General features: G+C 68.7%; 22 protein-coding genes. 19 read left to right on the top strand and 3 right to left on the bottom strand.

Annotated elements, in window-relative coordinates; all coding sequences use genetic code 11:
* Positions 1-81: 81 nt before the first annotated feature.
* Together OC490_RS34700 and OC490_RS34695 are read left to right on the top strand one after the other, a co-directional pair.
* Positions 82-507 carry a DUF6010 family protein gene (locus tag OC490_RS34700; RefSeq protein ID WP_262061992.1) on the top strand — a complete coding sequence of 142 codons (426 nt, stop codon included), beginning with the start codon at positions 82-84 and terminating at the stop codon, positions 505-507.
* 25 nt (positions 508-532) lie between these two features.
* The gene (locus OC490_RS34695) at positions 533-1,120 is read left to right on the top strand and encodes a TIGR03086 family metal-binding protein (protein WP_262061991.1); all 588 of its coding nucleotides are present in this window, start codon (positions 533-535) and stop codon (positions 1,118-1,120) included.
* Between the two features lie 50 nt (positions 1,121-1,170).
* On the opposite strand, the gene OC490_RS34690 is transcribed toward OC490_RS34695, so the two are convergent.
* Positions 1,171-1,764 carry an HD domain-containing protein gene (locus OC490_RS34690; RefSeq protein ID WP_262061990.1) on the bottom strand — a complete coding sequence of 198 codons (594 nt, stop codon included), beginning with the start codon at positions 1,762-1,764 and terminating at the stop codon, positions 1,171-1,173.
* A gap of 114 nt (positions 1,765-1,878) precedes the next feature.
* Between OC490_RS34690 and OC490_RS34685 the strand changes: the two genes are divergently transcribed.
* The 16 genes from OC490_RS34685 to OC490_RS34610 all read left to right on the top strand — a co-directional run bounded on the left by OC490_RS34685 (position 1,879) and on the right by OC490_RS34610 (position 19,743).
* Positions 1,879-2,628, top strand: coding sequence for an MBL fold metallo-hydrolase (locus OC490_RS34685; protein ID WP_262061989.1), 750 nt, complete (start codon positions 1,879-1,881; stop codon positions 2,626-2,628).
* Between the two features lie 161 nt (positions 2,629-2,789).
* Positions 2,790-3,482 carry a GntR family transcriptional regulator gene (locus OC490_RS34680; protein ID WP_262061988.1) on the top strand — a complete coding sequence of 231 codons (693 nt, stop codon included), beginning with the start codon at positions 2,790-2,792 and terminating at the stop codon, positions 3,480-3,482.
* The gene (locus OC490_RS34675) at positions 3,479-4,387 is read left to right on the top strand and encodes a dihydrodipicolinate synthase family protein (protein WP_262061987.1); all 909 of its coding nucleotides are present in this window, start codon (positions 3,479-3,481) and stop codon (positions 4,385-4,387) included. Before OC490_RS34680 ends, OC490_RS34675 begins: the two co-directional genes overlap by 4 nt.
* Positions 4,375-6,105: an L-arabinonate dehydratase gene (gene araD / locus OC490_RS34670; protein WP_262061986.1), complete on the top strand. Its 1,731-nt coding sequence runs from the start codon at positions 4,375-4,377 to the stop codon at positions 6,103-6,105. Before OC490_RS34675 ends, araD begins: the two co-directional genes overlap by 13 nt.
* 145 nt (positions 6,106-6,250) lie before the next feature.
* Positions 6,251-7,186 carry a carbohydrate ABC transporter permease gene (locus OC490_RS34665; RefSeq protein WP_200713566.1) on the top strand — a complete coding sequence of 312 codons (936 nt, stop codon included), beginning with the start codon at positions 6,251-6,253 and terminating at the stop codon, positions 7,184-7,186.
* Positions 7,183-8,067: a carbohydrate ABC transporter permease gene (locus OC490_RS34660; RefSeq protein ID WP_262061985.1), complete on the top strand. Its 885-nt coding sequence runs from the start codon at positions 7,183-7,185 to the stop codon at positions 8,065-8,067. Before OC490_RS34665 ends, OC490_RS34660 begins: the two co-directional genes overlap by 4 nt.
* Before the next feature lie 49 nt (positions 8,068-8,116).
* Positions 8,117-9,334, top strand: coding sequence for a Gfo/Idh/MocA family protein (locus OC490_RS34655; protein WP_262061984.1), 1,218 nt, complete (start codon positions 8,117-8,119; stop codon positions 9,332-9,334).
* Positions 9,334-10,179 (top strand): PmoA family protein, encoded by an 846-nt coding sequence (locus OC490_RS34650; protein WP_262061983.1) that lies wholly within the window; start codon positions 9,334-9,336, stop codon positions 10,177-10,179. Before OC490_RS34655 ends, OC490_RS34650 begins: the two co-directional genes overlap by 1 nt.
* Positions 10,176-11,687: a glycoside hydrolase 43 family protein gene (locus OC490_RS34645; protein WP_262061982.1), complete on the top strand. Its 1,512-nt coding sequence runs from the start codon at positions 10,176-10,178 to the stop codon at positions 11,685-11,687. The genes OC490_RS34650 and OC490_RS34645 overlap by 4 nt, the downstream gene beginning before the upstream one ends.
* Positions 11,688-11,777: 90 nt before the next feature.
* Positions 11,778-13,115: an ABC transporter substrate-binding protein gene (locus OC490_RS34640; RefSeq protein WP_262061981.1), complete on the top strand. Its 1,338-nt coding sequence runs from the start codon at positions 11,778-11,780 to the stop codon at positions 13,113-13,115.
* 94 nt (positions 13,116-13,209) lie between these two features.
* On the top strand, positions 13,210-13,995 hold the full coding sequence (locus tag OC490_RS34635) for a rhamnogalacturonan acetylesterase (RefSeq protein WP_262061980.1): 786 nt from the start codon (positions 13,210-13,212) through the stop codon (positions 13,993-13,995).
* 29 nt (positions 13,996-14,024) lie between these two features.
* Positions 14,025-15,323 carry a polysaccharide lyase family 1 protein gene (locus OC490_RS34630; RefSeq protein WP_262062047.1) on the top strand — a complete coding sequence of 433 codons (1,299 nt, stop codon included), beginning with the start codon at positions 14,025-14,027 and terminating at the stop codon, positions 15,321-15,323.
* 48 nt (positions 15,324-15,371) lie between these two features.
* Positions 15,372-16,532 carry a pectinesterase family protein gene (locus tag OC490_RS34625; RefSeq protein WP_262061979.1) on the top strand — a complete coding sequence of 387 codons (1,161 nt, stop codon included), beginning with the start codon at positions 15,372-15,374 and terminating at the stop codon, positions 16,530-16,532.
* A 2-nt stretch (positions 16,533-16,534) separates the two neighbouring features.
* A complete protein-coding gene (locus OC490_RS34620) occupies positions 16,535-17,569 on the top strand; it encodes a pectinesterase family protein (RefSeq protein WP_262062046.1) in 1,035 nt (344 codons plus the stop codon).
* Between the two features lie 31 nt (positions 17,570-17,600).
* A complete protein-coding gene (locus OC490_RS34615) occupies positions 17,601-18,704 on the top strand; it encodes a right-handed parallel beta-helix repeat-containing protein (RefSeq protein ID WP_410099213.1) in 1,104 nt (367 codons plus the stop codon).
* Between the two features lie 247 nt (positions 18,705-18,951).
* On the top strand, positions 18,952-19,743 hold the full coding sequence (locus OC490_RS34610) for an HAD family acid phosphatase (RefSeq protein WP_262061977.1): 792 nt from the start codon (positions 18,952-18,954) through the stop codon (positions 19,741-19,743).
* Here the strand turns inward: OC490_RS34610 and OC490_RS34605 are convergent.
* On the bottom strand, positions 19,736-21,955 hold the full coding sequence (locus tag OC490_RS34605) for a family 43 glycosylhydrolase (protein WP_262061976.1): 2,220 nt from the start codon (positions 21,953-21,955) through the stop codon (positions 19,736-19,738). The two genes, OC490_RS34610 and OC490_RS34605, sit on opposite strands and share 8 nt — an antisense overlap.
* A gap of 250 nt (positions 21,956-22,205) precedes the next feature.
* Here OC490_RS34605 and OC490_RS34600 point away from each other — a divergent pair, with 250 nt between their 5' ends.
* A complete protein-coding gene (locus OC490_RS34600; protein ID WP_262061975.1) occupies positions 22,206-23,360 on the top strand; it encodes a right-handed parallel beta-helix repeat-containing protein in 1,155 nt (384 codons plus the stop codon).
* A gap of 103 nt (positions 23,361-23,463) precedes the next feature.
* On the opposite strand, the gene OC490_RS34595 is transcribed toward OC490_RS34600, so the two are convergent.
* Positions 23,464-23,886 carry an ATP-binding protein gene (locus OC490_RS34595; protein WP_262061974.1) on the bottom strand — a complete coding sequence of 141 codons (423 nt, stop codon included), beginning with the start codon at positions 23,884-23,886 and terminating at the stop codon, positions 23,464-23,466.
* Between the last annotated feature and the right edge of the window lie 77 nt (positions 23,887-23,963).

Raw genomic sequence — 23,963 nt, 5'->3', positions numbered from 1 at the left:
ATCGTGGGTCTAAGGCCGGGGGTGAGACATCGGGCAGGTGCCCTAGAAACGCGTCGCGCGGGACGGATCCGGCGTCGCCGCATGCGCTACCTCATGCCGATCGTCATCGGCCTCGTCCACGTGCTGCTCATGTCCCTCGTCCCCGAAGCGCACCGGCGGCGCCTGAACGCCGTGACGGTCGCGGGGGCGGGCGCCGCGTATCTCAGCGGAGGCGGCCTGGGCGGCTGGGAGTTCGCGTTCACCGCGCTCGCCACCTACGTCGCCTACCGCGGCCTGGAATCGTGGGCCTGGATCGGTATCGGCTGGCTGCTGCACACCGCGTGGGACATCGTGCACTACCTCAAGGGCCACCCCATCGTCCCGTTCGCCCACGACTCCTCGCTGGGCTGCGCGATCTGCGACCCGGTGATCGCGTTGTGGTGCCTGCGCCAGGGGCCGTGCGCGCGGGAACTGATCCGGGGCCGGGCGATGAGTTCCCGGACCGCCGTCGGTCTACCCCCTGAGTGAGGACCGATCCCCGGAAGGGAAGAGCATGACCGACAGCATCTTCGACCTCGGCCCGCAGACCCGTGTCGTCGCCCGGCTCGTGGAAGGCGTCACCGACGAGCAGCTCAGAGACGTGACCCCGTGCCCCGGCACCGCCGTACGCAACATGCTGGGACACCTGCTCGGCCTGTCCGTCGCCTTCCGCGACGCCGCGCGCAAGGACCTGGGCATCATGACGGACACCGCACCGGACACCGCCGCCTCCGACATCGGCCCCGGCTGGCGCGAGGACTTCCCCAAGGTCCTCGACGGCCTCGCCGAGGCCTGGCGCGACCCGGCCGCCTGGACCGGCATGACCCGCGCGGGCGGCATCGACCTCCCCGGCGAGATCGCCGCCGCCGTCGTGGCCGACGAACTGGTCGTCCACGGCTGGGACCTGGCCCGCGCCACCGGCCAGCCCTACGACCCCGACCCGACCGCGCTCCAGGCCTCGTACGTCTTCCTGCTGGCGGCGGCCGAGGATCCGACCGGCGGCGGGGGCATCTTCGGACCGGTGGTGCCGGTACCGGCGGACGCCCCGCTCCTGGACCGGGCGGTGGGCCTGAGCGGACGGGATCCGGGCTGGAAGCCGTAGACCGGCGCCCTGAGCCGTAGACCGGCGCCCTGAGCCGTGGACCGGCGTCCTCAGCCGTGGACCGGGAACGACGCCTGGAACGCCAGCCGCTCGTCGGCCACGTCGCCGATGCGGGTGAGGACCTCGTCGAGCGCCATGAACTCCTCCCACACCGCCCGGCCGCTCGCCTCCGCCAGCCGGGCCACGACAAGATCCTCCAGCTCGGGAACGCGCTTGTTCTTCCACACCTTGTCGGCGAGGCTCACCAGGAGGTCCTCCAGACCGACACCCGACCGCGCCCACGAGGCGTGCGTCGCGGCGAAGCGGGCCCACTCCGGGCTGACGGCGTGACGCAGCAGAAGATCCCGTCCCGCCTCCTCGTGCGCCGCCCCCGGCCCGGACAGTTCGGAGACGTGCACAGCCTTCCCCACGTCGTGCGTCGCCGCCCCGAAGAGCACCGCCTCGCGGTCGAACAACGCGGCTGGGCAGTGCTGTTCGACCCAGTCGACCAGCTGATGTGCGACGTCGTGGACGGCTCGCAGGTGGGCCGCCAGCCGCGGCGGACTGCCCAGCTCCGGCAGGAGTTCGACGACACGGTCCGGCAGCGGGAGCAGCGGCGGGTCGACGGCACCGGTCATCACCCTCGACAGAAGAGTGTCGGCCATCACCGCGTCAGGGTACTGACCGCGCTGCCCGAGCACGGGCGGTCCGGGGTCGAGCACTACGGAACGCCCTGAAATGTGAGTACGGCGGGCCCCGGAACCGTACTCTTCCCCACCATGCCTCTCAGTCTCACGATCCTCGGCACCGCCTCCCCGCATCCACGCCCCGGCCGCCCCTGTTCCGGGTACCTGCTGCGCGGCGGCGGCGCCGAGGTGTGGGTGGACGCGGGCACCGGAACGTTCGCGGAGTTGCAGCGGCACACGGATCCGGCGCGGCTCACCGCGATCTGGATCTCGCATCTGCACGCCGACCACAGCGCCGATCTCCTCGCCGCGGCCTACGCGTTCGCCTTCGGCGGGATGACCCCGGCCGCCCCGATCCCGCTCTACGCCCCCCAGGACTGCGCCCGCCGCCTCGCCGGCTTCTTCGGACAGCCGGACGTACGGTTCCTGAGCGGCGTCTTCGACTTCCGCCCGCTCTACGACGGCCACGCCGTCCGGCACTGGAACCTCCGCCTCACCGCACGCGCCGTCGTCCACGACACCGAGGCGTACGGGTTGCGTGCCGAGTGCCAGGGGAGTGTCCTCGGCTACTCCGGGGACAGTGGACCCTGCGAGGCGCTGTCCGAACTCGCGGGCGGCGCCGATGTGTTCCTCTGTGAGGCCGACATCGACCGGCATCGCGAAGGCGAACGGCAGGTGCATCTCACGCCCGAGGACGCCGGCGCCTGCGCCAAGGGTGCGCGCGAACTCCTCATCACCCACGTGGGACCCACCCTCACCAGGGAGGCGGCGCTGGAGCGCGCCGCCGCGATCTTCCCCGGCCGGACCTCGGCCGCGCTCGAAGGCGTCACCAAGACCATGTGAAGCGCTTTCTGGTTCTTCTGTCAGAAGCATTGACGAAACACAGGGCCGCTCCTACCTTCAACGCGTCGTACTTCGTACGTCATATATGAGACGCGATACGCGAGATCAGATATCCGAGAACGGGTCCGCGACCGCAGCCACGTGACATCCGAGAGGCGCGCATGACCTCTGTGCCCACGCCGATCCCGTCCCGCACGCAGTTCGTGCTGGAAGGGATCAAACACCGCATCCTCACCGGGCAGTTGACGCCGGGCCGACCACTGGTCGAGACCGAACTCGCCGCACAGTTCGGGGTGTCCAAGACCCCGGTGCGCGAGGCGCTCAAGACCCTGGCCGGCACCGGGCTCGTCGTGATGAACCAGTACAAGGGCGTCACGGTGCGCATGGTGGACGCGGACATGGCGCGCGAGGTGTACGACGTCCGGCTGCTCCTCGAACCCGAGGCGCTGCGGCGCGCCGTACGACTGGGCGCCTCCCTGGACGCCGCACGTGAAGCGCTGACCCGCGCCGACGAGGCGACCGACACCGCCGAACGCTCCCTCGCCAACCGGGAGTTCCACCGCGCCCTGTACCTGCCGTGCGGCAACCCGCTGCTCGGCCGGATGCTCGACGAGGTCCGTGACCAGGCCGCCCTGGTCTCCGCCGTCGCCTGGGCCGCGTCGCCCTCCTGGGAACGGGAGGCCGGCGAACACCGCGAGATCCTGCGGCTCGCCCTCGACGGCGACGCGGACGCCGCGGCGACCGCACTGCACGCCCACATCGCGTCGTTCGTACAACGGGCCTTCCCCGGCACCGAGTTGGGACAGGGACCCGGAGCCGATTCGGGCACCCAGGGAGAGGACGGTCAGGCATGACAGCGGCGTTCGAGGCCCAACGGGCCGCCCTGGCCGACGTGGTGGCGATCCCGGTGACCCCGTTCGCCGCGGACGGCACCGTCGACCAGGACACCCACCGGGCCCTGCTCCGCCGCCTGCTCGACGGCGGGATCGGCATCCTCACGCCGAACGGGAACACCGGCGAGTTCTACGCCCTGACCCCTCAAGAACGCCGACTGGTCACGGAGTTGACCATCGACGAGGCGGGCGAACGCGCCGCGATCCTCGTCGGTGTCGGCCACGACGTACCCACCGCCATCGCCTCGGCCCGCCACGCCCAGGACCACGGTGCCCAGATGGTGATGGTCCATCAGCCCGTACACCCCTACGTCTCGCAGGGCGGCTGGGTCGACTACCACCGCACCATCGCCGAGGCCGTGCCGGACCTGGGTGTCGTCCCGTACATCCGCAACGCCCAGCTCCTGGGCGCCCGCCTCGCCGAACTCGCCGACCACTGCCCGAACGTCATCGGCGTCAAGTACGCCGTCCCCGACGCGGCGCGCTTCGCCGCCTTCGCCCGGGACGCGGGGCTCGAACGCTTCGTATGGGTGGCCGGTCTTGCCGAACCGTACGCGCCCTCCTACTTCTCGGCGGGCGCCACCGGCTTCACCTCAGGACTCGTGAACGTGGCCCCGTCCGTCTCGCTGAACATGATCGAAGCGCTTCGATCAGGTGACTACCCCGGGGCGATGAAGGTGTGGGAACAGATCCGCCGATTCGAGGAGCTAAGGGCCGCGAACGGCTCCGCGAACAACGTCACGATCGTGAAGGAAGCGCTTGCGTCCCTCGGCCTGTGCCGCCGTGACGTACGGCCCCCCAGCAAGACCCTGCCCGAGAGCGAGCGCGCCGAGGTCGCCGCGATAGCCGCCGGATGGTCCATATGAAGGCACCGGAAGAGCTCAGAAGCCACCAGTGGTACGGCACCGACGGGCTGCGCTCCTTCAGCCACCGGGCCCGCACCCGCCAGCTCGGCTACCTCCCCGAGGAACACCTCGGCAAGCCCGTCATCGCGATCCTCAACACCTGGTCGGACATCAATCCCTGTCATGTGCACCTCCGTGACCGCGCTCAGGCGGTCAAGCGGGGCGTGTGGCAGGCGGGCGGCTTCCCGCTGGAGTTCCCCGTCTCGACGCTCAGCGAGACCTTCCAGAAGCCGACCCCGATGCTCTACCGCAACCTCCTCGCGATGGAGACCGAGGAGTTGCTGCGGTCGTATCCCGTCGACGGTGCCGTGCTCATGGGCGGCTGCGACAAGTCGACCCCCGCGCTCCTCATGGGTGCGGCCAGCGTCGACCTGCCCACCGTCTTCGTCCCTGCCGGGCCGATGCTGCCGGGCCATTGGCGCAACGAGATCCTCGGCTCCGGCACCGACATGTGGAAGTACTGGGACGACAAGCGCGCCGGCCTCATCGGCGACTGCGAGCTGACGGAGTTGGAGAGCGGCCTCGCGCGCTCGCCGGGGCACTGCATGACCATGGGGACCGCGTCCACGCTGACGGCCGCCGCCGAGGCGCTGGGCGTGACCGTGCCGGGCGCGTCGAGCATTCCCGCCGTGGACTCGGGGCACGATCGGATGGCCGCGAAATCCGGCATGAGGATCGTTGAGCAAGTCCACAAGGGGCGTGTTCTCTCGTCGATCCTCACCCAAGAAGCCTTCGAGGACGCGGTCACCACAGTCCTCGGCCTCGGCGGCTCCACCAACGCCGTGATCCACCTCATCGCCATGGCCGGCCGCGCGGGCGTCCACCTCACGCTCGACGACTTCGACCGCATCGCCCGCACGGTCCCGGTCCTGGCGAACGTACGGCCCGGCGGTCGGACGTACCTCATGGAGGACTTCCACTTCGCCGGCGGCCTGCCCGGCTTCCTCTCGCGGATCACCGACCTGCTCCACCTGGACCGCCCGACCGTCTCCCACGACACCTTGCGCGAACAGCTCGCCGGCGCGCGGGTGCACAACGACGACGTGATCCGCCCGCGCGACAACCCGGTGGCAGGCGAAGGCGGAGTCGCCGTCCTGCGCGGCAACCTCTGCCCGGACGGCGCCGTCATCAAGCACATCGCCGCCGAACCCCACCTGCTCAAGCACACCGGCCCCGCGGTCGTCTTCGACGACTACCGGACCATGCAACGCACCATCAACGACCCGGAGTTGGACATCACCGCCGACAGCGTGCTGGTGCTGCGCAACGCGGGCCCCAAGGGTGGCCCCGGCATGCCCGAGTACGGCATGCTCCCGCTCCCCGACCACCTCCTCAAGCAGGGCGTCCGGGACATGGTCCGCATCTCCGACGCCCGGATGAGCGGCACGAGTTACGGCGCGTGCGTGCTGCACATCGCACCCGAGTCGTACGTCGGCGGACCGCTGGCCCTCGTGCGGACCGGGGACACCATCACCCTGGACGTAGAGGCACGCACCCTCCAACTCAACGTGGACGACGAGGAGTTGGCGCGGCGCAGGGCGGATTGGACCCCGCCGCCCGCACGGTACGAGCGCGGCTACGGCGCGCTCTACAACGACCAGATCACCCAGGCGGACACCGGCTGCGACTTCGAGTTCCTGGCCCGGCCGGGCAAGGTGCCTGATCCGTACGCCGGTTGAGCACCCTTCTCGTGCCGTTTCCCATGCCCGTTGAGCAAGCGCTTCCTGTACCGAGCTACCGAGCTTCCTGCACCGAGCTTCCTGCACCGAGCTTCCTGCACCGAGCTTCCTGCACCGAGCGTCCTGTACTGAACGGAGAACAGTCATGGCCCAAGCCGCAGCCGTGGCGAAACCGCCCGCGCCACCCCGGCGGCGCCGTGCCTCCGCGACCCCGCGCAGGCTCCCGTACCTGCTGATCGCCCCGGCCGCGCTGCTCATGCTGGGCTTCATCGCCTACCCGGTCATCAGCGTCTTCTACTACAGCCTGCAGAACTACAACCCCACCAAACCGTGGCGCAACGGCTTCGCGGGCCTGGACAACTTCACCCACGCCTTCACCAACGACCCGCAGTTCTGGGACACGTTGACCTTCAGCGCCAAGTGGGTCGTCGTAGAGGTGGGCCTCCAACTCCTCTTCGGACTGGCCCTCGCGCTCATCGTCAACCAGACCTTCGTGGGCCGCTCCATCGGCCGCGCGCTGGTGTTCTCGCCCTGGGCCGTGTCGGGCGTACTGACCTCCGCGATCTGGGTGCTGCTCTACAACTCCCAGACGGGCGTGACCCGTTACCTCGCCGACATGGGAATCGGCCAGTACGGCACGAGCTGGCTCTCCGACCCCTCAACCGTCTTCTCCGCAGCGGTGGTCGCGGACCTCTGGCGAGGCGTCCCCTTCTTCGCGATCCTCATCCTCGCCGACCTCCAGTCCGTCTCGAAGGACCTCTACGAGGCCGCCGAGGTGGACGGCGCGAGCCGCTTCAAGCAGTTCCTGCACATCACGCTGCCGCACCTCAAAGACGCGATCGTCCTCTCCACGCTGCTGCGCGCGGTATGGGAGTTCAACAACGTCGACCTCCTCTACACCCTGACCGGCGGCGGCCCGGCCGGCGAGACGACCACGCTCCCGCTCTACGTCGCCAACACCAGCGTCGAAGCACACAACTTCGGCTACGCCTCGGCCCTCACCACGGTCGCGTTCGTGATCCTGCTCTTCTTCTCGATCATCTATCTGCGGCTGAGCAAGTTCGGAGGCGGCGACAAGTGATCACCGAGATCGCCCCGGCCCGCGAGCGGGAGTCCACCGCACCGCAGCAGCCGCGCAAGGCCCGCCGCGCCTGGGACGAGGTCCCGCGCTGGCAGATCTACGTCCCCCTGGGCATCTACCTCGTCTTCACCCTGATCCCCTTCTACTGGATCCTGCTCTTCGCGTTCCGCCCGGCCGGCTCGACCTCCCTCGTGCCCTGGCCGATGACCCTCGACCACTTCCAGAAGGTGTGGACCGAACGCAGCTTCGGCGTCTACTTCCAGAACAGCGTCTACGTCGGCGTGGCCACGCTCTTCCTCACCACGGTCGTCGCCCTGGCCGGCGGCTACGCGCTCGCCCGCTTCGAGTTCAGGATCAAACGCACCTTCATGCTGGCCCTGCTCTGCTCCCAATTCGTCCCGGGCGCACTGCTGTTGGTCCCGCTGTTCCAGATCTTCGCCAAGCTCCAGATGATCAACTCGCTCGGCAGCGTCATCATCGCGGAGACCGTCTTCCAGCTCCCGCTGTCGATGATCCTGATCAGCGGCTTCATCCGGAACGTCCCGCAGTCCCTGGAAGAGGCCGCCTGGGTCGACGGCTGCAACCGCTTCGCCGCGTTCCGCATCGTCGTCCTCCCGCTGCTGCGGCCCGGGCTGATCGCCGTCGGCTCCTTCGCCTTCGTGCACGCCTGGAACCACTTCCTCTTCGCCCTGATGTTCCTCTCAGACCAGAGCAAGCAGACCATCCCGGTCGGCCTCAACACCCTGATGAGCGCGGACAGCGTCGACCTCGGCGCGCTCGCCGCGGGCGGCATCGTCGCGGCCGTACCCGTGGTGATCGTCTTCGCCTTCATCCAGAAGTGGCTGATCACCGGCTTCAGCGCGGGGGCGGTGAAGGGATGAGGCAACCGCTTACCCTGCTGGCGAAGATCGTCGACGCAGGGAGAATCCCATGACATCCAAGACCGGCCCTACGACCGCCACCGCGCCCACCGCCGCATCCGACTCCACGACGGTCCCCGCGCCCGTCTCCCTGCCCGTTCCCGTCGTCCTCGCGGGCGCTCGGGGCCACGGCCGCTGGCACGTCGAGAACATCCGCCGACTCCAGGACAAGGGCCTCGTACGCCTCGTCGGCCTCTGCGAGCTGACCCCCCTGACCGAGGAGGAGTTCGGCGCCGAACTCCCGGCCCAGTCACCGGACTTCGGAGCGCTCCTCGACTCCACCGGCGCCCGGGTCGCCGTGATCTGCACCCCGATCCCGACCCACACGGACCTCGCCCTGGCCGCCGCGAAGCGGGGCGTGCACCTGCTGCTGGAGAAGCCGCCCGCGCCGTCGTACGCCGAGTTCCGCAGGATGGCCGACGGGGTCGCCGCGGCCGGAGTGGTCTGCCAGATCGGGTTCCAGTCGCTCGGCTCGCACGCCGTGCCCGCGATCCGGAAGCTGATCGCCGAGGGCGCGATCGGCACGCTGACCGGGGTCGGCGGGGCCGGTGCGTGGGCGCGGGACGAGGCGTACTACCGGCGCGCCCCCTGGGCGGGCAAGCGGCACCTGAACGGCGTCGACGTGATCGACGGCGCGCTCACCAACCCCCTCGCGCACGCCGTAGCCACCGCCCTCGCCCTCAACGGCACGACCCGCGCCGAGGACGTCACCCGCATCGAGACCGAACTCGTCCGGGCCAACGACATCGAGTCCGACGACACCTCCTGCGTCCGCGTCACCACCGTCCAGGGCCGCCCGGTCACCGTCGCCGTCACCCTGTGCGCCGAACACCCCGGCGAGCCCTATGTGTTGGTGCACGGCAGCGAGGGCCGGATCACCTACTGGTACAAGCAGGACCGCGCACTGCTCCAGCGGGCGGGCCACGGCCCGGAGGAGTTCGAGTACGGCAGCACGGACCTGTTGGAGAACCTGGTCGCCCATCTCGCCGACGGCGAAGCGCTGTTGGTCGAGCCGGACGCGACGGGCGCCTTCATGAAGGTCGTCGAAGCGATCCGCGAGGCCCCCGACCCGACTCAACTCCCCGCAGACTCCTGGCACTTGATCCCCACCGAGAACCGCCGGGTCGTCCCCGGCATCGACGCACTGGTGACGGCGGCGGCCGACACCCTCGCCCTCTACTCCGAGCTGGGCGCCCCCTGGGCCCCGCCGAAAGAGGTGAGCCCTTGATGATCACCCACGACACGCCGGTGCTCCGCGTCGCGGGCCGCCCGGTCGCCCGGTACGTAACCCGGCCCGAGCTGCCCGCCCGGCTCGCCCCGCGCCCCTATCTGCACCCCGTCACCACCCTGTCCGGCACGGCGGTCACCGAACTGAGCCCCGCCGACCACACCCACCACCTCGGCGTCGGTGTCGCCGTCCCCGACGTCGAGGGGCACAACTTCTGGGGCGGCCGGACGTACGTCCGCGACCAAGGGCCCACGGAACTGGACAACCACGGCGCCCAACGCCACTCCGGCTTCCAACTCCGCGACCCGGACGGCTTCGTCGAGGAACTCCGCTGGGTCGCCTCCGGCGCCGAGCTGCTGCGCGAACGCCGTACGGTCGCCGCCACCGAACTCACCGACACCGCCTGGGCGTTGGACTTCACCTTCTCGCTCACCAACGTGACCCCCGATGCCCTGTCGATCGGCAGCCCCGCCACCAACGGCCGCCCCGGAGCCGCGTACGGCGGCTTCTTCTGGCGGGCCCGCAAGGAAGCGGAGACCCCGCGCGTCTTCACCGCCGACCGCGAGGGCGAACCGGCCGTCCACGGCACCCGCGCCGACTGGCTGGCCCTCGCCGGCACCGGCTGGACCCTGGTCTTCGCCGGCGCCACGGACCTCTCCCGCCGGGACCCCTGGTTCGTCCGCACCGCCGAATACCCCGGCGTGGGCGCGTCGTTGGCGTCGGACGAGCGGCTGCCGATCCCGCCCGGCGACACGGTCGTACGGCGCGTCGTCACCGTCGTCGCGGACGGCGGCCTGGACCGGGGCGAGGCCGCGGTGCTGGTGCGGAAGGCGGTCAGCCAGTGACGCCCGAGACGTACACCAACCCCGTCCTGAACGCCGACTGGTCCGACCCGGACGTCATCCGCGTCGGCGACGACTTCTACCTCACCGCGTCCAGCTTCGGCCGCGTACCGGGCCTGCCGCTGCTGCACTCCCGCGACCTGGTGAACTGGACCCTGGTCGGCCACGCCCTCCAACGCCTGGAACCAGCAGGGGAGTTCAGGACCCCACGGCACGACTGCGGCGTCTGGGCACCCGCGTTGAGATACCACGACGAACGCTTCTGGATCTTCTGGGGCGACCCCGACCAGGGCATCTTCCAGATCAACGCCCCCGGGATACGCGGCCCTTGGACCCGCCCCCACCTCCTCAAGGAGGGCAAGGGCCTGATCGACCCGTGCCCCTTGTGGGACGAGGACAACGACGAGGCCTACCTCGTCCACGCCTGGGCCAAGTCCCGCGCGGGCATCAACAACCGCCTCACCGGCCACCGTATGCACCCCGACGCCACGACCCTGCTCGACGACGGCAAGGTGATCGTCGACGCGGACCGCATCCCCGGCTGGTTCACCCTGGAGGGCCCCAAGGTCCACCAGCACGACGGCTGGTTCTGGATCTTCGCCCCCGCCGGGGGAGTCGAGACCGGCTGGCAGGGCGCGTTCCGCTCACGCGGCTTCTTCGGCCCGTACGAGGAGAAGGTCGTCCTGGAGCAACGCGACACCGACGTCAACGGTCCCCACCAGGGCGCGTGGGTGCGCACCCCGTCCGGCGAGGACTGGTTCCTGCACTTCCAACAGCGGGGCGCCTACGGCCGGTTGGTCCACCTCCAGCCCATGCGCTGGGGCGACGACGGCTGGCCGGTCATCGGAGACGCCGGCGCCCCCGTAGCCGTACACCGGAAACCGGATCTCCCGCCGCAGCCGCCCGCCGCGCCCGCCACCGACGACGACTTCCCCGGCGGACGGTACGGCCGTCAGTGGCAGTGGACGGCGAACCCGCAGGACGGCTGGGCCACCCACCACTCGGGCGACGGCCTACGACTGACCTGCGCACGCTCCGCCGACGCGCACGACCTGCGCAGGCTCCCGAACCTCCTCACCCAGCGCCTCCCTGGCACACCCGTCGCCGTCGAGGTCGAACTACGGCTGCACAGCGAGGAGTTGGGGGCAAGGGCGGGGCTGGCCGTGCTGGGCGACGCGTACAGCTGGATCGGACTCCAGCGGGGCCCGGACGGGACGGTGCGCTTCGTACACCGCTTGGCGGAGCCGGCCGCCGAGCGTGAACGGGACGCGGGAGAGTCCTGCCCCGCACCCGAGGGCCGGATCCGACTGCGGATCGAGATCGGCGCGGGGGCGCGCTGCCGCTTCTTCTACGACGTCGGGGACGGCCCTCGTCCGAGCGGCCAGGTCTTCGCCGCCACCCCCTGGCGCTGGGTCGGAGCCCTGCTCGGGCTCTTCGCGCTCGCGCCCGCCGGCACGGGACATGCCGGCACGGCCGTGGTCACGCGGTTCCGGATCAGTTCTCTCCACTAACTCGCCCTGCCCGTACGCCTGTTGGGAGTCGCAATGACGCACCTCCGTAGCAAGCGCTTGCCAGCCCCTCCACAAGAAGAGAGCCGACCTATGAAGACCAGCATCCGCAGAAGCCGGCGGGCCGCGATGGCCGTCGCCCTGGGCTCCGTGCTCGCGCTGACCGCCACCGCCTGCGGCGACGACGGCAGTGGCGGCGCGGGGGACAAGGGCGACGAGGGCTCCGGCAAGGGCACGATCACCTTCTGGGACAACAACGGCGGTGTGCGTACCGACATCTGGAAGCAGATCATCGCGGACTTCGAGAAGAAGAACCCCGACATCAAGGTCAAGTACGTCGGGATACCGGCCGCGAGCGCCCAGTCCAAGTACGACACCGCGATCCAGGGCGGCGGGCTGCCCGACGTCGGCGGTGTCGGGACCGCGGTGCTCGCCGAGGTCGCGGTGCAGGGGGCGTTGGAGCCGTTGGACAGCCGGCTCAAGTCCAGTGCGCTGAACGGCAAGTTGAGCCAGAACCTGCTCGACGTCAGCAAGTCCGCCGGTGGCGGGGACACGCTGTACCAGATCCCGACCTCCGCCAACAACGGCACGCTGTGGTACCGCACCGACCTGTTCAAGGCGGCAGGTCTCGACGCGCCCACCACCTGGTCGAAGTTCTACGCTGCCGCCGACAAGCTCACCGACAAGGCCAAGAACAAGTTCGGCTTCACCATTCGCGGTGGTGAGGGGTCCATCGCGCCGGCCCTCGACGCGGTGTACGGACAGACCGGGATCACGTCCTTCTGGAACGGCGACAAGACGACCGTCAACGACCCCAAGAACGTTGCCGCGTTGGCGAAGTACGTGAGCCTGTTCAAGAAGGACACGCCGTCCGCCGACCTCAACAACGACTTCACCAAGATGGTCGCGCAGTGGGACAGCGGCACGATCGGGATGCTCAGTCACAACCTCGGGTCCTATCAGGATCACCTGAAGGCGCTGGGCGCGGACAAGTTCAAGGGCATTCCCAATCCGACACAGGACGACGGCACGCGGGTGCAGATCTCCAACCCCGTCGACGGGCTGAGTCTGTTCAAGTCCAGCAAGAACAAGGACGCGGCCTGGAAGTTCATCGAGTTCGCGGTCTCCGCGGCGGAGAACTCCAAGTTCAACGAGTCGGCGGGGCAGGTTCCGGCGAACACGGACGCGGCGAGTGCAGCGTGGATTCAGAAGTCCGAGCCCACGCAGTTGGCCGCGGCGGCGTTGAACGGGGCGTCCACGAAGATTGTGCAGCTGCCGTATTACCTGCCGGACTGGAACACGATCTCCAAGGCGGACAACGAGCCGAACTTCCAGAAGCTGTTGCTGGGGAAGGTGACGGCGAAGGAGTTCCTGGACACGTTGGCCGACCAGTTGAATGCGGCACAGGCGGATTGGAAGAAGAACCACTGAGATTGGGTGGTTTCGGTTTGCGGGGGGCTGCGGGCCGGTGGGGGCTGGTCGCGCAGTTCCCCGCGCCCCTAGACGTCGGAAAGGTGAACCTGTCGTGTCCCTTACCCGTAGACAAGTCGCGTTAGGTGCTCTCGCTGCCGTTCCCTTACGAGGTGGCTGGCGAGATCGCACTCTCTACATCGCCGGTGATTCCACCGCCGCCCAGAAGTACTCCACCGAAGCGCCCGAGACCGGGTGGGGAATGGCGATCCCTTTCTTCCTGCGGAGGGGAGTGAAAGTCGCCAACCATGCCGTGAACGGCCGGAGTTCGAAGAGTTTCGTCGACGAAGGGCGGCTGGAGGCGATTCTCTCCGCCATCCGGCCCGGTGATCTCCTCCTCGTCCAGTTCGCGCACAACGACGAGAAGATCGCCGATCCAGTCCGATACACGGAGCCCTGGACGACGTACCAGGACTATCTCCGGCTCTACATCGAAGGGGCCAGGGCTCATGGCGCCCGGCCCGTGCTCGCCACCCCCGTCGAGCGGCGCCGGTTTGACGTCGACGGCAACGCCGTGCCCACCCACGGCGATTACCCGGCGGCGATGCGTGCGCTCGCCCAGCAGGAACGCGTCGCGCTGCTCGACATCGAGGCGTTGTCGCTGGCGTTGTGGCAGCGGCTCGGGGTCGAGGAGACGAAGGTCTACTTCAACTGGACCGACACCGAGCAGGACAACACGCACTTCAATCCGCCCGGCGCGATCGCCGTGGCGCGGCTCGTGGCGCGGGAGTTGGCGCGTACCCGGGTGCTCGCGCCGCATGACCTCGTCCGGCTGCGCGACGAGATTCCCACGTCCTGGATCACCTGGCCCGAGGCGACGGACGCCTCGGACCTCCGCTGAGCAAGGAGAACCGCACAGTGCGCATATCTATGTGTCATGGACGCGTCATAGCTTCGCTCGTGGGGTGCACGGCTCTCGCTCTCGCCCTCACCAGCACCACCGCCCAGGCCCATCCCCGCAGCCTCGCCCGCGAGACCCTCGGTGCGGGGGACGGCTGGGCGTCGTACGGCACCGGCACCAGCGGTGGCGCCGCCGCCACCCCCGACCACGTCTACACCGTCTCCAACTGGGCTGATTTCAAGGCCGCGTTGGCCGCCGGCGGCACCGCGCCGAAGGTCATCAGAGTCAAGGGGACGATCGACGCCAACGCCGAGGGCTGCGACTCCTTCGCCGCGCCCGGCTACGACTTCGCCCAGTACCTCGCCACCTACGACCCCGCCGTCTGGGGCTACGACCAGAACCTCGACAACGAGCCCGCCGACAGCCCCGAGGGCCTGCGCCGGGTCTCCGCCGCCAACCAGAACATCGCCATCAAGGCCTTCGTCCCCGCCAACACCACCATCATCGGCATCGGCAGGAACGCCGGGTTCAAGGGCGCCAGCCTGCAGATCACCGCCGTGGACAACGTCATCGTCCGCAACCTGGCCTTCGAGAGCCCGCTCGACTGCTTCCCGCAGTGGGACCCGACCGACGGTGACACCGGCAACTGGAACTCCGAGTACGACAGCGCCGTCATCTACGGCTCCACCCATGTGTGGCTGGACCACAACACCTTCACCGACGGCGACCACCCGGACAGCTCACTGCCCACCTACTACGGGCGGATCTTCGAACAGCACGACGGCGAACTCGACATCGTCAAGGGCGCCGACTACGTCACCGCCTCCTGGAACGTCTTCACCGACCACGACAAGACGATCCTCATCGGCAACAGCGACAGTGCTGCGACGGCCGCCGTCGACCGTGGGCATCTGAAGGTCACGCTTCACCACAACCTGTTCTCCAACCTCGTCGAGCGCGCACCCCGCGTCCGCTTCGGACAGGTCGACTCCTACAACAACCACTTCGTCGCCGAGCCCGGATACGGCTACAGCTACGGCATCGGCAAGGAGTCCCAACTCGTCGCGGAACACAACGCGTTCACGGTTCCGGCCGGCATCTCCGAGGCCACCATCCTCAAGAAGTGGTCCGAGGCGCCGCTCACCGCCGACGACAACTACGTCAACGGCGAGCTCACCGATCTGATCGCCGTCCACAACGCCGGTGTGCCCAGCGAGATCCTCCAGTCCGGTGCGGGCTGGACACCGACCCTGCGCACGAAGATCGACCCCGCGAGGGCCGTGCCGTTCGTCGTCGACCGCAACGCCGGTGCGGGCCGCCTGCGCTGACCCCTGGTCATCTCGCCATCTCGCCATCTCGTCATAAGGAGCACCCGCATGCCCTTGCACGAGCACCTCCAACGTCCCCTGTCCAGACGGCGGTTCCTCGCAGCCGGCGCCGTCACCGGCACCGCGCTCGGCCTCGCGACGGTCCCCGCCCGGGCCGCCACCCGGCCCCGCCCGTTCGGCGGCTACGGTTCACCGGCCGCGCGACTCACCCCGCTCACCCTGTACGTCGACCCGCGTGGCCGGGGCGACTTCACGACCGTCCAGGCCGCCGTCACCGCCGCGACCGGCGCCGGATACACCCTGGTCATCGCGCCCGGCGTCTACCGCGAGACGGTCACCGTCGGGGTCACCGACCCGGCGACCGGCCAACTCACCGACGCCGCGAGCGAGATGACGTGGCTCGGCGCCAGTGAGGACCCGCGTGCCGTCGTCATCGTCTACGACAACGCCAACGGCACCCCGAAACCCGACGGTTCGGGCACCTACGGCACCTCCGGCTCGGCCACCACCCTCATCCGCACCGGCGGCTTCACCGCCCGCCGGATCACCTTCGCCAACGACTGGCTGCGCGCCGACCACCCCGACATCACCGGCACGCAGGCGGTCGCGATCAAGGTGCAGGGCGACCGTTCGACGTTCTTCGACTGCCACTTCCTCGGGCACCAAGACACCCTGTACGCCGACTCGTTGGCGCTCGGCGTCTTCGCCCGGCAGTACTACGCGCGCTGCTACGTCGAAGGAGACGTCGACTTCGTCTTCGGGCGGGCGACGGCCGTCTACGACCACTGCCACTTCCGGACCCTGAACCGCACCGACCTGGCGACGGCACCGTACGGCTTCGTCTTCGCGCCCTCCACGGCGGTCGCCAACCCACGCGGATACCTGGTGACTCACAGCCGCGTGAGCAGCCAAGCCCCGGACGGCTACTACAAGTTGGCCCGCCCCTGGGTGCCGGGCTCGGACACCACCGCCCGTCCGATGCTCACTGTGCGCGAGACGCTGCTCGGTCCGGGGATCGACGCGGTGGCGCCGTACACCAACATGTCGGCCGCCTATCCCTGGCAGAGCCAGCGGTTCGCCGAGTACCGCAACACAGGTCCCGGCGCCGTGATCGGGGTCCCGGAGAACCGGCCCCAACTCACCGCCGACCAGGCCGAGTCGGCGACACGTGAGGTCTATCTCGGCGACTGGAAGCCGGGGCGGCGATGACCCTGCGCAGACGCACGCTCCTGGCGGGGATCGCCGGGGGACTGGTGGCCGCAGGTGCCGCGCCCGCCTTCGCTCTCGACCGGCGACGCGTCCTGCACGTCCGGCCGGGCGGCTCGGTACAGGCGGCCGTGGACGCGGTCGACGGCAGCGGCTGGACGATCGTCGTGCACCCGGGAACGTACCGGGAGGTCGTCAACGTACCTGTGGAGGCAGCGGAGTTGACCTTGTGCGGCGCCACCCGCGATCCGCGTGACGTCGCCATCGTCTACGACAACGCCAACGGGACGCAGAAGCCCGACGGTTCGGGGACATACGGCACGGCGGGCTCCGCGACCTTCACCTCGGCGGCGCCCGGGCTGACCGTACGGGACCTGACCCTCGCCAACGACTGGCTGCGCGCCGACCACCCGGAGATCACGGGAACGCAGGCGGTGGCCGCGTATGTCACCGGTGACCGCTCGCAGTTCGCGCATGTCCGGCTGCTGGCCCACCAGGACACGCTGTTCGTGGACACGACGGCGCTGGACGCCTTCGACCGGCAGTTCTTCTCCCGCTGCTACATCGAGGGGGACGTCGACTTCGTCTTCGGGCGGGCCACCGCCGTCTTCACGGACTGCCACTTCCACACCCTGCAACGGGACGTCGCCTTCACACCGAAGGGCATGGTCTTCGCCCCGTCCACCGCCCGCGCCAACCCGCACGGCATCCTCGCGGTCCGCTCCCGGATCACCTCCGGCGCCGAGGACGCCGCGTACAAGCTGGCCCGGCCGTGGGTCCCGTCGTACGAGACGACGGCCTGGCCGTCCCTCGTCGTGCGGGACACCCGGATCGGGCCCGGCATCGACCCGGTCGCGCCCTACACGAACATGCGCGACGCCTACCCCTGGCAGTCGATGCGCTTCCACGAGTACCGCAACACGGGACCGGGCTCCGTGATCACCGTCCCGGAGAACCGGCCCCAACTCACGCCCGCCGAGGCCGCGTTGCACACCCCCGCGACCTATCTCGGCGGCTGGGAACCCGTCCGCTCGCTCTGATCGACGAAAGGACCCGCACGTCATGCGTCGTATCAGCACCTTCACCGCACTAGCCGTGACCACGGCCTCGCTCGGGCTCGCCGTGATCGCAACTCCGGCGCACGCCGCGACCGTTGTGGTCAGCAACTCCACCGACCTGACCAACGCCATCAAGAACGCCACCGCCGGTACGGTCATCCAGGTCCGGGCCGGCACCTACTACCCGACGGCCACCCTGCAGTCGACGGCCAACGGCACCTCGTCCGCACCGATCACCCTCACCGCGTACGGCTCGGAGACGGTCAAGATCGACGGCTCGTCGCTGCCGTCCGGCTCCTGGATCTTCAAGCTGACCGCCGACTACTGGAACGTCTCCAACCTGACCTTCCAGAACTCCCCGGACAGCGCCGTCGTTTGCCAGTCCTGCACCGGCACCAACTGGAACAACGTCAAGACCATCAACGGCGGCGACTCCGGCTTCACGCTCACCGGTGACGGCACCGTCAACAACACGGTCAAGAACCTCGACTCGTACGGCAATTACGACGCCGCCACACACGGTGAGAACGCGGACGGGGTCGCCATCAAGTTCGGCTCCGGCAGCGGGAACCTCGTCACCGGCGCGCGCCTCTACAACAACTCCGACGACGGGATCGACTTCTGGTCCTTCTCCACGCCGGTCACCGTCGAACACACCTGGTCCTTCGGCAACGGCGTCAACCGCTGGTCCGACTCGGCGTTCGCGGGTGACGGCAACGGCTTCAAGCTGGGCGGTGACGGCGAGGTCGTCGCCCACGTCATCAACAACTCGGCCGCCTGGGGCAACGCGGGCAACGGCTTCACCGAGAACTCCAACACCGGTGCCCTCGTCCTCAACCGCACCACCGCGTACGCCAACAGCAAGTGGGGCTACTACTTCGCCACCAGCTCCGCGAAGCTCGGCAAGAACCTCGCGGTGAGCAACGGCGGCGGCTCGGTCAGCAAGGGTTCCGCGGTCACCTCGTCCGGCAACAACTGGGACTCCGGCATCTCCACCCCGTCCTTCATCTCCACGGACGCGTCGACGACGTACAACGCCCGTTCGTCGAGCGGCACTCTGCCGGCGACGACGTTCCTGACGACGGGGTCTACGACGATCGGGGCGACGATGAACTGACCTGTTCTGTGGGCCCGGTCCGGGAAACGCGGACCGGGCCCACGACCGTCAGGACCGGTGTCCGTCGTGTGGGTGCGTGTCCAGGTGAGGACATGCCAAGGGAAGGTCAAGTGGACCCCATGCGCTGACAATTCCCCGTCCTGTGTGTTGTGTATCGATCGTATAAAGGCCCTCGCGTCGGGCGTGTGATGCGCGTAGACAGTCCCTGACCTGGTGCATCACCCGAACAACCAGATCCGGAGATTCCATGCGGAAGTCCCTCAGAGCGGCCGCCGTCGGCGCCGCCTGTGTCGTCGCCGGTGCAGCCCTCTACGGCACGGGCGTCGCCACGGCCGGCCAGTCGACGGCCAACTCGACCCACGAGCCGTACAACATCGGCCTGTTGACGAAGGACATCGACACCTACTACGGCACCACGCTCGACACCAACGGCGTGTACCAGGCCTCGGCGACCAGCCCCTACGCCAAGGACCTGGCGCGCATCGACGCGTCCGCCAAGAAGTACATAGACGAGGCCGTGCACAAGCACCACAAGGGCGCCAAGCCCGCGGTCGTCTTCGACATCGACGACACGCTGCTGCTCAGCCTCGACTACGAGAAGAAGAACAACTACGGCTACAGCTCGGCCACTTGGGCCGCGTACGTCGCCCAGGCCAACCGCCCGGAGGTCTTCGGCACCCCCGAGCTGGTCAAGTACGCCGCGTCCAAGGGCGTCACGGTCTTCTACAACTCGGGCCTGAAGGAGTCGCAGCGCACCTACGCGGTCGACAACCTGAAGAAGGTCGGCGCCGACGTCAACCTCGACGCCGACCACATGTTCCTGAAGGACGCGGACAACCCGCCGTCCTACCTGAGCAGTTGCGCCACTCCGGGTACCTGGACCTGCACCACCGTGCAGTACAAGTCCGGCACCCGGAAGCACATCGAGGACCTCGGGTACAACATCATCGCCAACTTCGGCGACCAGTACTCGGACCTCGACGGGGGCTACGCCGACAAGACGTACAAGATCCCGAACCCGACGTACTTCGTCAGCTGATCCGTACCGGACCGACTGACCCGAGGGTGGGCACCACCGGCTGAATCGTCCCGTCCGCCGCGAACCGCAGGCGGTCGATCGTGGTCTCCCGGTGCGTGCCGTCCCCACCTGGCTTTCCCGGCCCGTTCAGGGCGAACCGGTGGTAGACGATGTACCAGTCGTCGGTCCCCGGGGCGTTCACCACGGAGTGGTGGCCGGTGCCGAGGATGCCGTACTCGGGGTTCTTGGACAGGATCGTGCCCCGCTTGGTCCACGGACCGAGCGGGGACGGTCCCGTCGCATAGGCCACGTGGTAGTTCTCGCTGCGGGTGTCGTCCTCGGACCACATGAAGTAGTACGTGCCCTTGCGCTTCACCACGAAGGACCCCTCACGGAAGTCACCCGTCGTGATGTCCTTCACCTTCGCCGCGTCGTACGACGTCATGTCGGCGTTCAGCGGCACGACGTACGCGTGTCCGTTGCCCCAGTAGAGATACGACTGCCCGTCGTCGTCCGTGAAGACCGCCGGGTCGATCATCTGGCCGCTCAGTGAACCCCCCTTCGCCACAAGGGGTTTGCCGAGCGCGTCCTTGAACGGGCCCGCGGGCGAGTCCGCCACCGCGACCCCGATCTGCTGCTCGGCACAGAAGTAGAAGTAGTACTTCCCGTCGCGCTCCGCGATCGCCGGAGCCCACGCGTTCTTGTCGGCCCAGGAGACGTCAGGACCCAGATCGAGGATGACTCCGTGGTCCTGCCAGTGGACCAAGTCCCTTGAGGAGTACGCCTTGAAGCTCGTCCCGCTCCAGCCCGCGTAGCCGTCGCTCGTCGGGTAGATCCAGTACTGGCCGTCGAGATAGTGCACGTCGGGGTCGGCGGTCAGCCCCGGCAACACGGGACTTCGCGTCGGTACCGCCTCCACCGTCCAGGTCCGGCTCGTCCCGTCCGCGGCCGTGACTGTGTACTGCTGTGGTGTGCGGAAGTCGCGTCGGCCACCGGACGGCGGGTTGATCCTCGCCCCCGCGCCCACGGCCAGCGTCGGCGCCAAGTGCCGTAGATCCGCGCCCGGTTGCATCGGAAGCACGACCTTCGACGCGGCCTCCGTGACGACCGCGTACCCCTTCTGCCCGTGCGCCGTCGCGTCCACCACCGACGTCGGGGTCGCAGGATACGCGGCCAGCAGCCGGTCGTACTCGGCCTGCGTCACCGGAAGTACCGTGCCGTGCCGGGGACTTGCCGGGAGCTGGTAGTCCGTGGACGGGGTCCACCGGCCGGAGTCGAGGTCGGTGGTCTCGAAGGGGACGTAGCCGCGCAACCCGTACTCGTCGACGAACAGGTACCACTTCTTCTCGGCGTTGGACTTGAACACCGTCGGGCCCTCGCCCCGCTCGATCGCGCCGCTGCCGATGCACTCCGAGACGAAGTCGTACGAGGTGGAGGTCAGCGAGGTCGACTTCTCGCCGGTGATGAACTTCGAGCAGGGGGAGCTGGAGGACGGGTCGCGCTCGTCCTTGGTGTAGCGGTAGTAAGTGTCCTTGTACTTCACGACAGTCGAGTCGATGACGGAGTAGCCCGGGTCGTCCCAGACCTTCGGCGCACTGAAGGTGCGGAAGTCCTTCGTCGTCGCGTACATCATGCGGTTGTACGTCGAGCCGGTGTGGTCGGGGTCGTCGTCGGCGTACAGCTTCGACGCCCAGAAGACGACGTACTCACCGAGCGAGTCGTCCCAATAGGCCTCCGGCGCCCAGGTGTTGCCCGCGTTGTCCGGCGCCACCTTCACCAGCCGCTGGTCGGTCCAGTGGACCAGGTCGGTCGACTCCCAGATCATCACGGACCTACTGCCGTGCCGCTGGACGTCGTCCCAACTGCCGCTGCTGTTCCGGTACATGCGCAGGTCGGTGGCGATGAGGTAGAACTTGTCGCCCTTCGGGGAGCGGATCACGAACGGATCGCGCAGTCCCTTCTCCCCGATCGTCGACGTGAGGACCGGCTTGCCCTGGTTCAACTCGCGCCAGTGCAAAGGGTCGTTGCCCCGGCTGAGGGCGTAGCGGATCTGCTCGCCGTCGGCGGTGCCCTCACCGGTGAAGTAGGCGAAGAGATAACCGGCGTACTTGGGGTGGGTCACGGGCGGTGCTCCTGAGTGCGCGGTGCTGGGCGGGGCGGCGAGCAGAGCGAGAAGGAGGGTGAGAAGGGCAAGGAAGGGGAGCAGGAGGGCGCGGGCGGTGCGGGGTCGCATGGCACATCCTGTGGGGGTGTGGGGGATTCTGTTGAATGACTGTGCCTTCGGAGTGTCACCAGTGGGGTGCGGGGCGTCAATCGGTGCGGGTGGGACGGCCCGGAGCGAAAGTTTCGCTTCTTTTCTCGTGCTCTTTTCCGGTGACCGCGGCAACCCTTTCCGGCCACGGCGGCGACCAGGGATCAGAAACGGGCCGGGGCGGCCCCTCCGGCCCGTTTCGTCCTCGTCATCCAGGAAAGGAACCAACGCCGTGCGTACGAGCACCGGACGCCACCGCAGGACCCGCACCCTCTCGATCGCCGCCGCGGTGGCCGTCGCCGCAGGGGCGGGCGGCGTCTACCTCGGCCTCAACAGCGGTGGCGCACAAGCCGCTTCGTCGACGGTCACCGTGTCCACCACCGCCCAGCTGGAGTCGGCGGTGGCGAACGCCGTCGCCGGTACGGTCATTCAGGTCCGCGCCGGCACCTACACCCCGGCCGCGACCCTCAAGTCCACGGCCAACGGCACCAGTTCGGCCCGGATCACGCTGGAGTCGTACGGCACGGAGAAGGTGAAGATAGACGGCTCCAAGCTGCCCGCGGGCCAGTGGCTGGCCGGGATCTACGGCGACTACTGGACCGTCCAGAACCTCACCTTCCAGAACTCCCCGGCCCAGGGCTTCGTAGCGACGTCCTCCGTCGGTGGCATCTTCAAGAACCTGGTCACCGCGAACAACGGCGACTCGGGTTTCACCCTGCGCGGCGACGGCACGACGAACAACCTCGTGCAGAACCTGGACAGTTACGGCAACTACGACGCCGCCGGACACGGCCAGAACGCCGACGGCATCGCCATCAAGTTCGGCTCCGGAACCGGCAACAAGGTCACCGGCGCCCGCCTCTACAACAACTCCGACGACGGCCTCGACCTGTGGCAGTTCTCCTCGCCGGTCACCATCGACCACTCCTGGGCGTTCGGCAACGGCAAGAACCGCTGGAACGACTCCGCCTTCGAGGGCAACGGCAACGGCTTCAAGCTGGGCGGCGGAGGCGTCTCGGTCGCACACGTCGTCAACGACAACGCGGCCTGGGACAACAGCCTCAACGGCTTCACCGAGAACTCCAACACCGGCGCGATCATCCTCAACCGCAACACCGCGTACTCCAACACAGCGGCCGGCTTCTTCTTCGCCACGAGCAAGTCGCGCCTGGCTCGGAACCTCGCGGTCGGCAACAAGGGTGGTCTGGACAAGCTCGGTTCGGCTGCGGTGTCCGCGGCGAACAACTGGGACGGCGGGGTTGCGACTCCGGCCTTCAAGTCTGTGGACGCGGCGTCGGCGTACGGGGCGCGGTCGGCGAGCGGCACGTTGCCGACGACGACGTTTCTGACTACGGGGTCTACGGCTATCGGGGCGACGATGGACTGAGGCGCCCTTGCTGCGAGTTCCGCCTTTCAGGGGGCGATGCGCAGAGCTGATGAGGCGCGAGGAGTCGCCGGTCGCTGCGAGCTGACCGGGGACTCCTCGCGCGTCATACGGTTGGCTCACTCAGCAACTCGGCCCAGACCTGCTTGCCCCAGCGGTAGGTGTCCGTTCCCCAACGCTCGGCCAGGGCGTCGATCAGCAAAAGCCCCCGGCCGTTGGTGAGCAAGTCGTCATTGGGTTTGACCATCTGCGGCAATGCGCGAGCCCTGTCGACCACACCGATCCGTACGAACCGTTCGCTCGGTCTGGAGACGACGACTCGGATGCTCCGGGTGTTGGTGTGCTTGATCGCGTTGGCCACTAACTCCGTGACGAGGAGAACCCCCGAGTCCGTCAGCTCGTCCAGGTGCCAGGCGGCCAGCGCAGTTCTGACGAGCTTCCGGGCTGCATCGGCACTCTCCTCCAGAGCAGGAAGGGTCTCGGAGTATCCGGGGTGCCCGATGGGGCGTGGCTGCGCTGACACGATCATCTGGACCTCAGGGGTGTCGGTGGACGACTGCCTCGCTCAAGTCAACGGCTGCGCACCCGAAGCGAGGAGGAAAAGTC

The organism is Streptomyces sp. STR69, from assembly GCF_024519455.1.
Taxonomy (GTDB): domain Bacteria; phylum Actinomycetota; class Actinomycetes; order Streptomycetales; family Streptomycetaceae; genus Streptomyces.
This window is presented reverse-complemented; position numbering and strand designations above follow the sequence as displayed.

Bases quoted from the DNA above. Each gene is read 5' to 3' on its own strand.
- OC490_RS34665 (WP_200713566.1), top strand. From the start codon at position 6,251: ATGGCCCAAGCCGCAGCCGTGGCGAAACCGCCCGCGCCACCCCGGCGG.
- OC490_RS34700 (WP_262061992.1), top strand. From the start codon at position 82: ATGCGCTACCTCATGCCGATCGTCATCGGCCTCGTCCACGTGCTGCTC.
- OC490_RS34695 (WP_262061991.1), top strand. From the start codon at position 533: ATGACCGACAGCATCTTCGACCTCGGCCCGCAGACCCGTGTCGTCGCC.
- OC490_RS34685 (WP_262061989.1), top strand. From the start codon at position 1,879: ATGCCTCTCAGTCTCACGATCCTCGGCACCGCCTCCCCGCATCCACGC.
- OC490_RS34605 (WP_262061976.1), bottom strand. From the start codon at position 21,955: ATGCGACCCCGCACCGCCCGCGCCCTCCTGCTCCCCTTCCTTGCCCTT.
- araD (WP_262061986.1), top strand. From the start codon at position 4,375: ATGGTCCATATGAAGGCACCGGAAGAGCTCAGAAGCCACCAGTGGTAC.
- OC490_RS34595 (WP_262061974.1), bottom strand. From the start codon at position 23,886: ATGATCGTGTCAGCGCAGCCACGCCCCATCGGGCACCCCGGATACTCC.
- OC490_RS34690 (WP_262061990.1), bottom strand. From the start codon at position 1,764: ATGGCCGACACTCTTCTGTCGAGGGTGATGACCGGTGCCGTCGACCCG.
- OC490_RS34630 (WP_262062047.1), top strand. From the start codon at position 14,025: ATGTGTCATGGACGCGTCATAGCTTCGCTCGTGGGGTGCACGGCTCTC.
- OC490_RS34625 (WP_262061979.1), top strand. From the start codon at position 15,372: ATGCCCTTGCACGAGCACCTCCAACGTCCCCTGTCCAGACGGCGGTTC.
- OC490_RS34655 (WP_262061984.1), top strand. From the start codon at position 8,117: ATGACATCCAAGACCGGCCCTACGACCGCCACCGCGCCCACCGCCGCA.
- OC490_RS34610 (WP_262061977.1), top strand. From the start codon at position 18,952: ATGCGGAAGTCCCTCAGAGCGGCCGCCGTCGGCGCCGCCTGTGTCGTC.
- OC490_RS34680 (WP_262061988.1), top strand. From the start codon at position 2,790: ATGACCTCTGTGCCCACGCCGATCCCGTCCCGCACGCAGTTCGTGCTG.
- OC490_RS34640 (WP_262061981.1), top strand. From the start codon at position 11,778: ATGAAGACCAGCATCCGCAGAAGCCGGCGGGCCGCGATGGCCGTCGCC.
- OC490_RS34675 (WP_262061987.1), top strand. From the start codon at position 3,479: ATGACAGCGGCGTTCGAGGCCCAACGGGCCGCCCTGGCCGACGTGGTG.
- OC490_RS34650 (WP_262061983.1), top strand. From the start codon at position 9,334: ATGATCACCCACGACACGCCGGTGCTCCGCGTCGCGGGCCGCCCGGTC.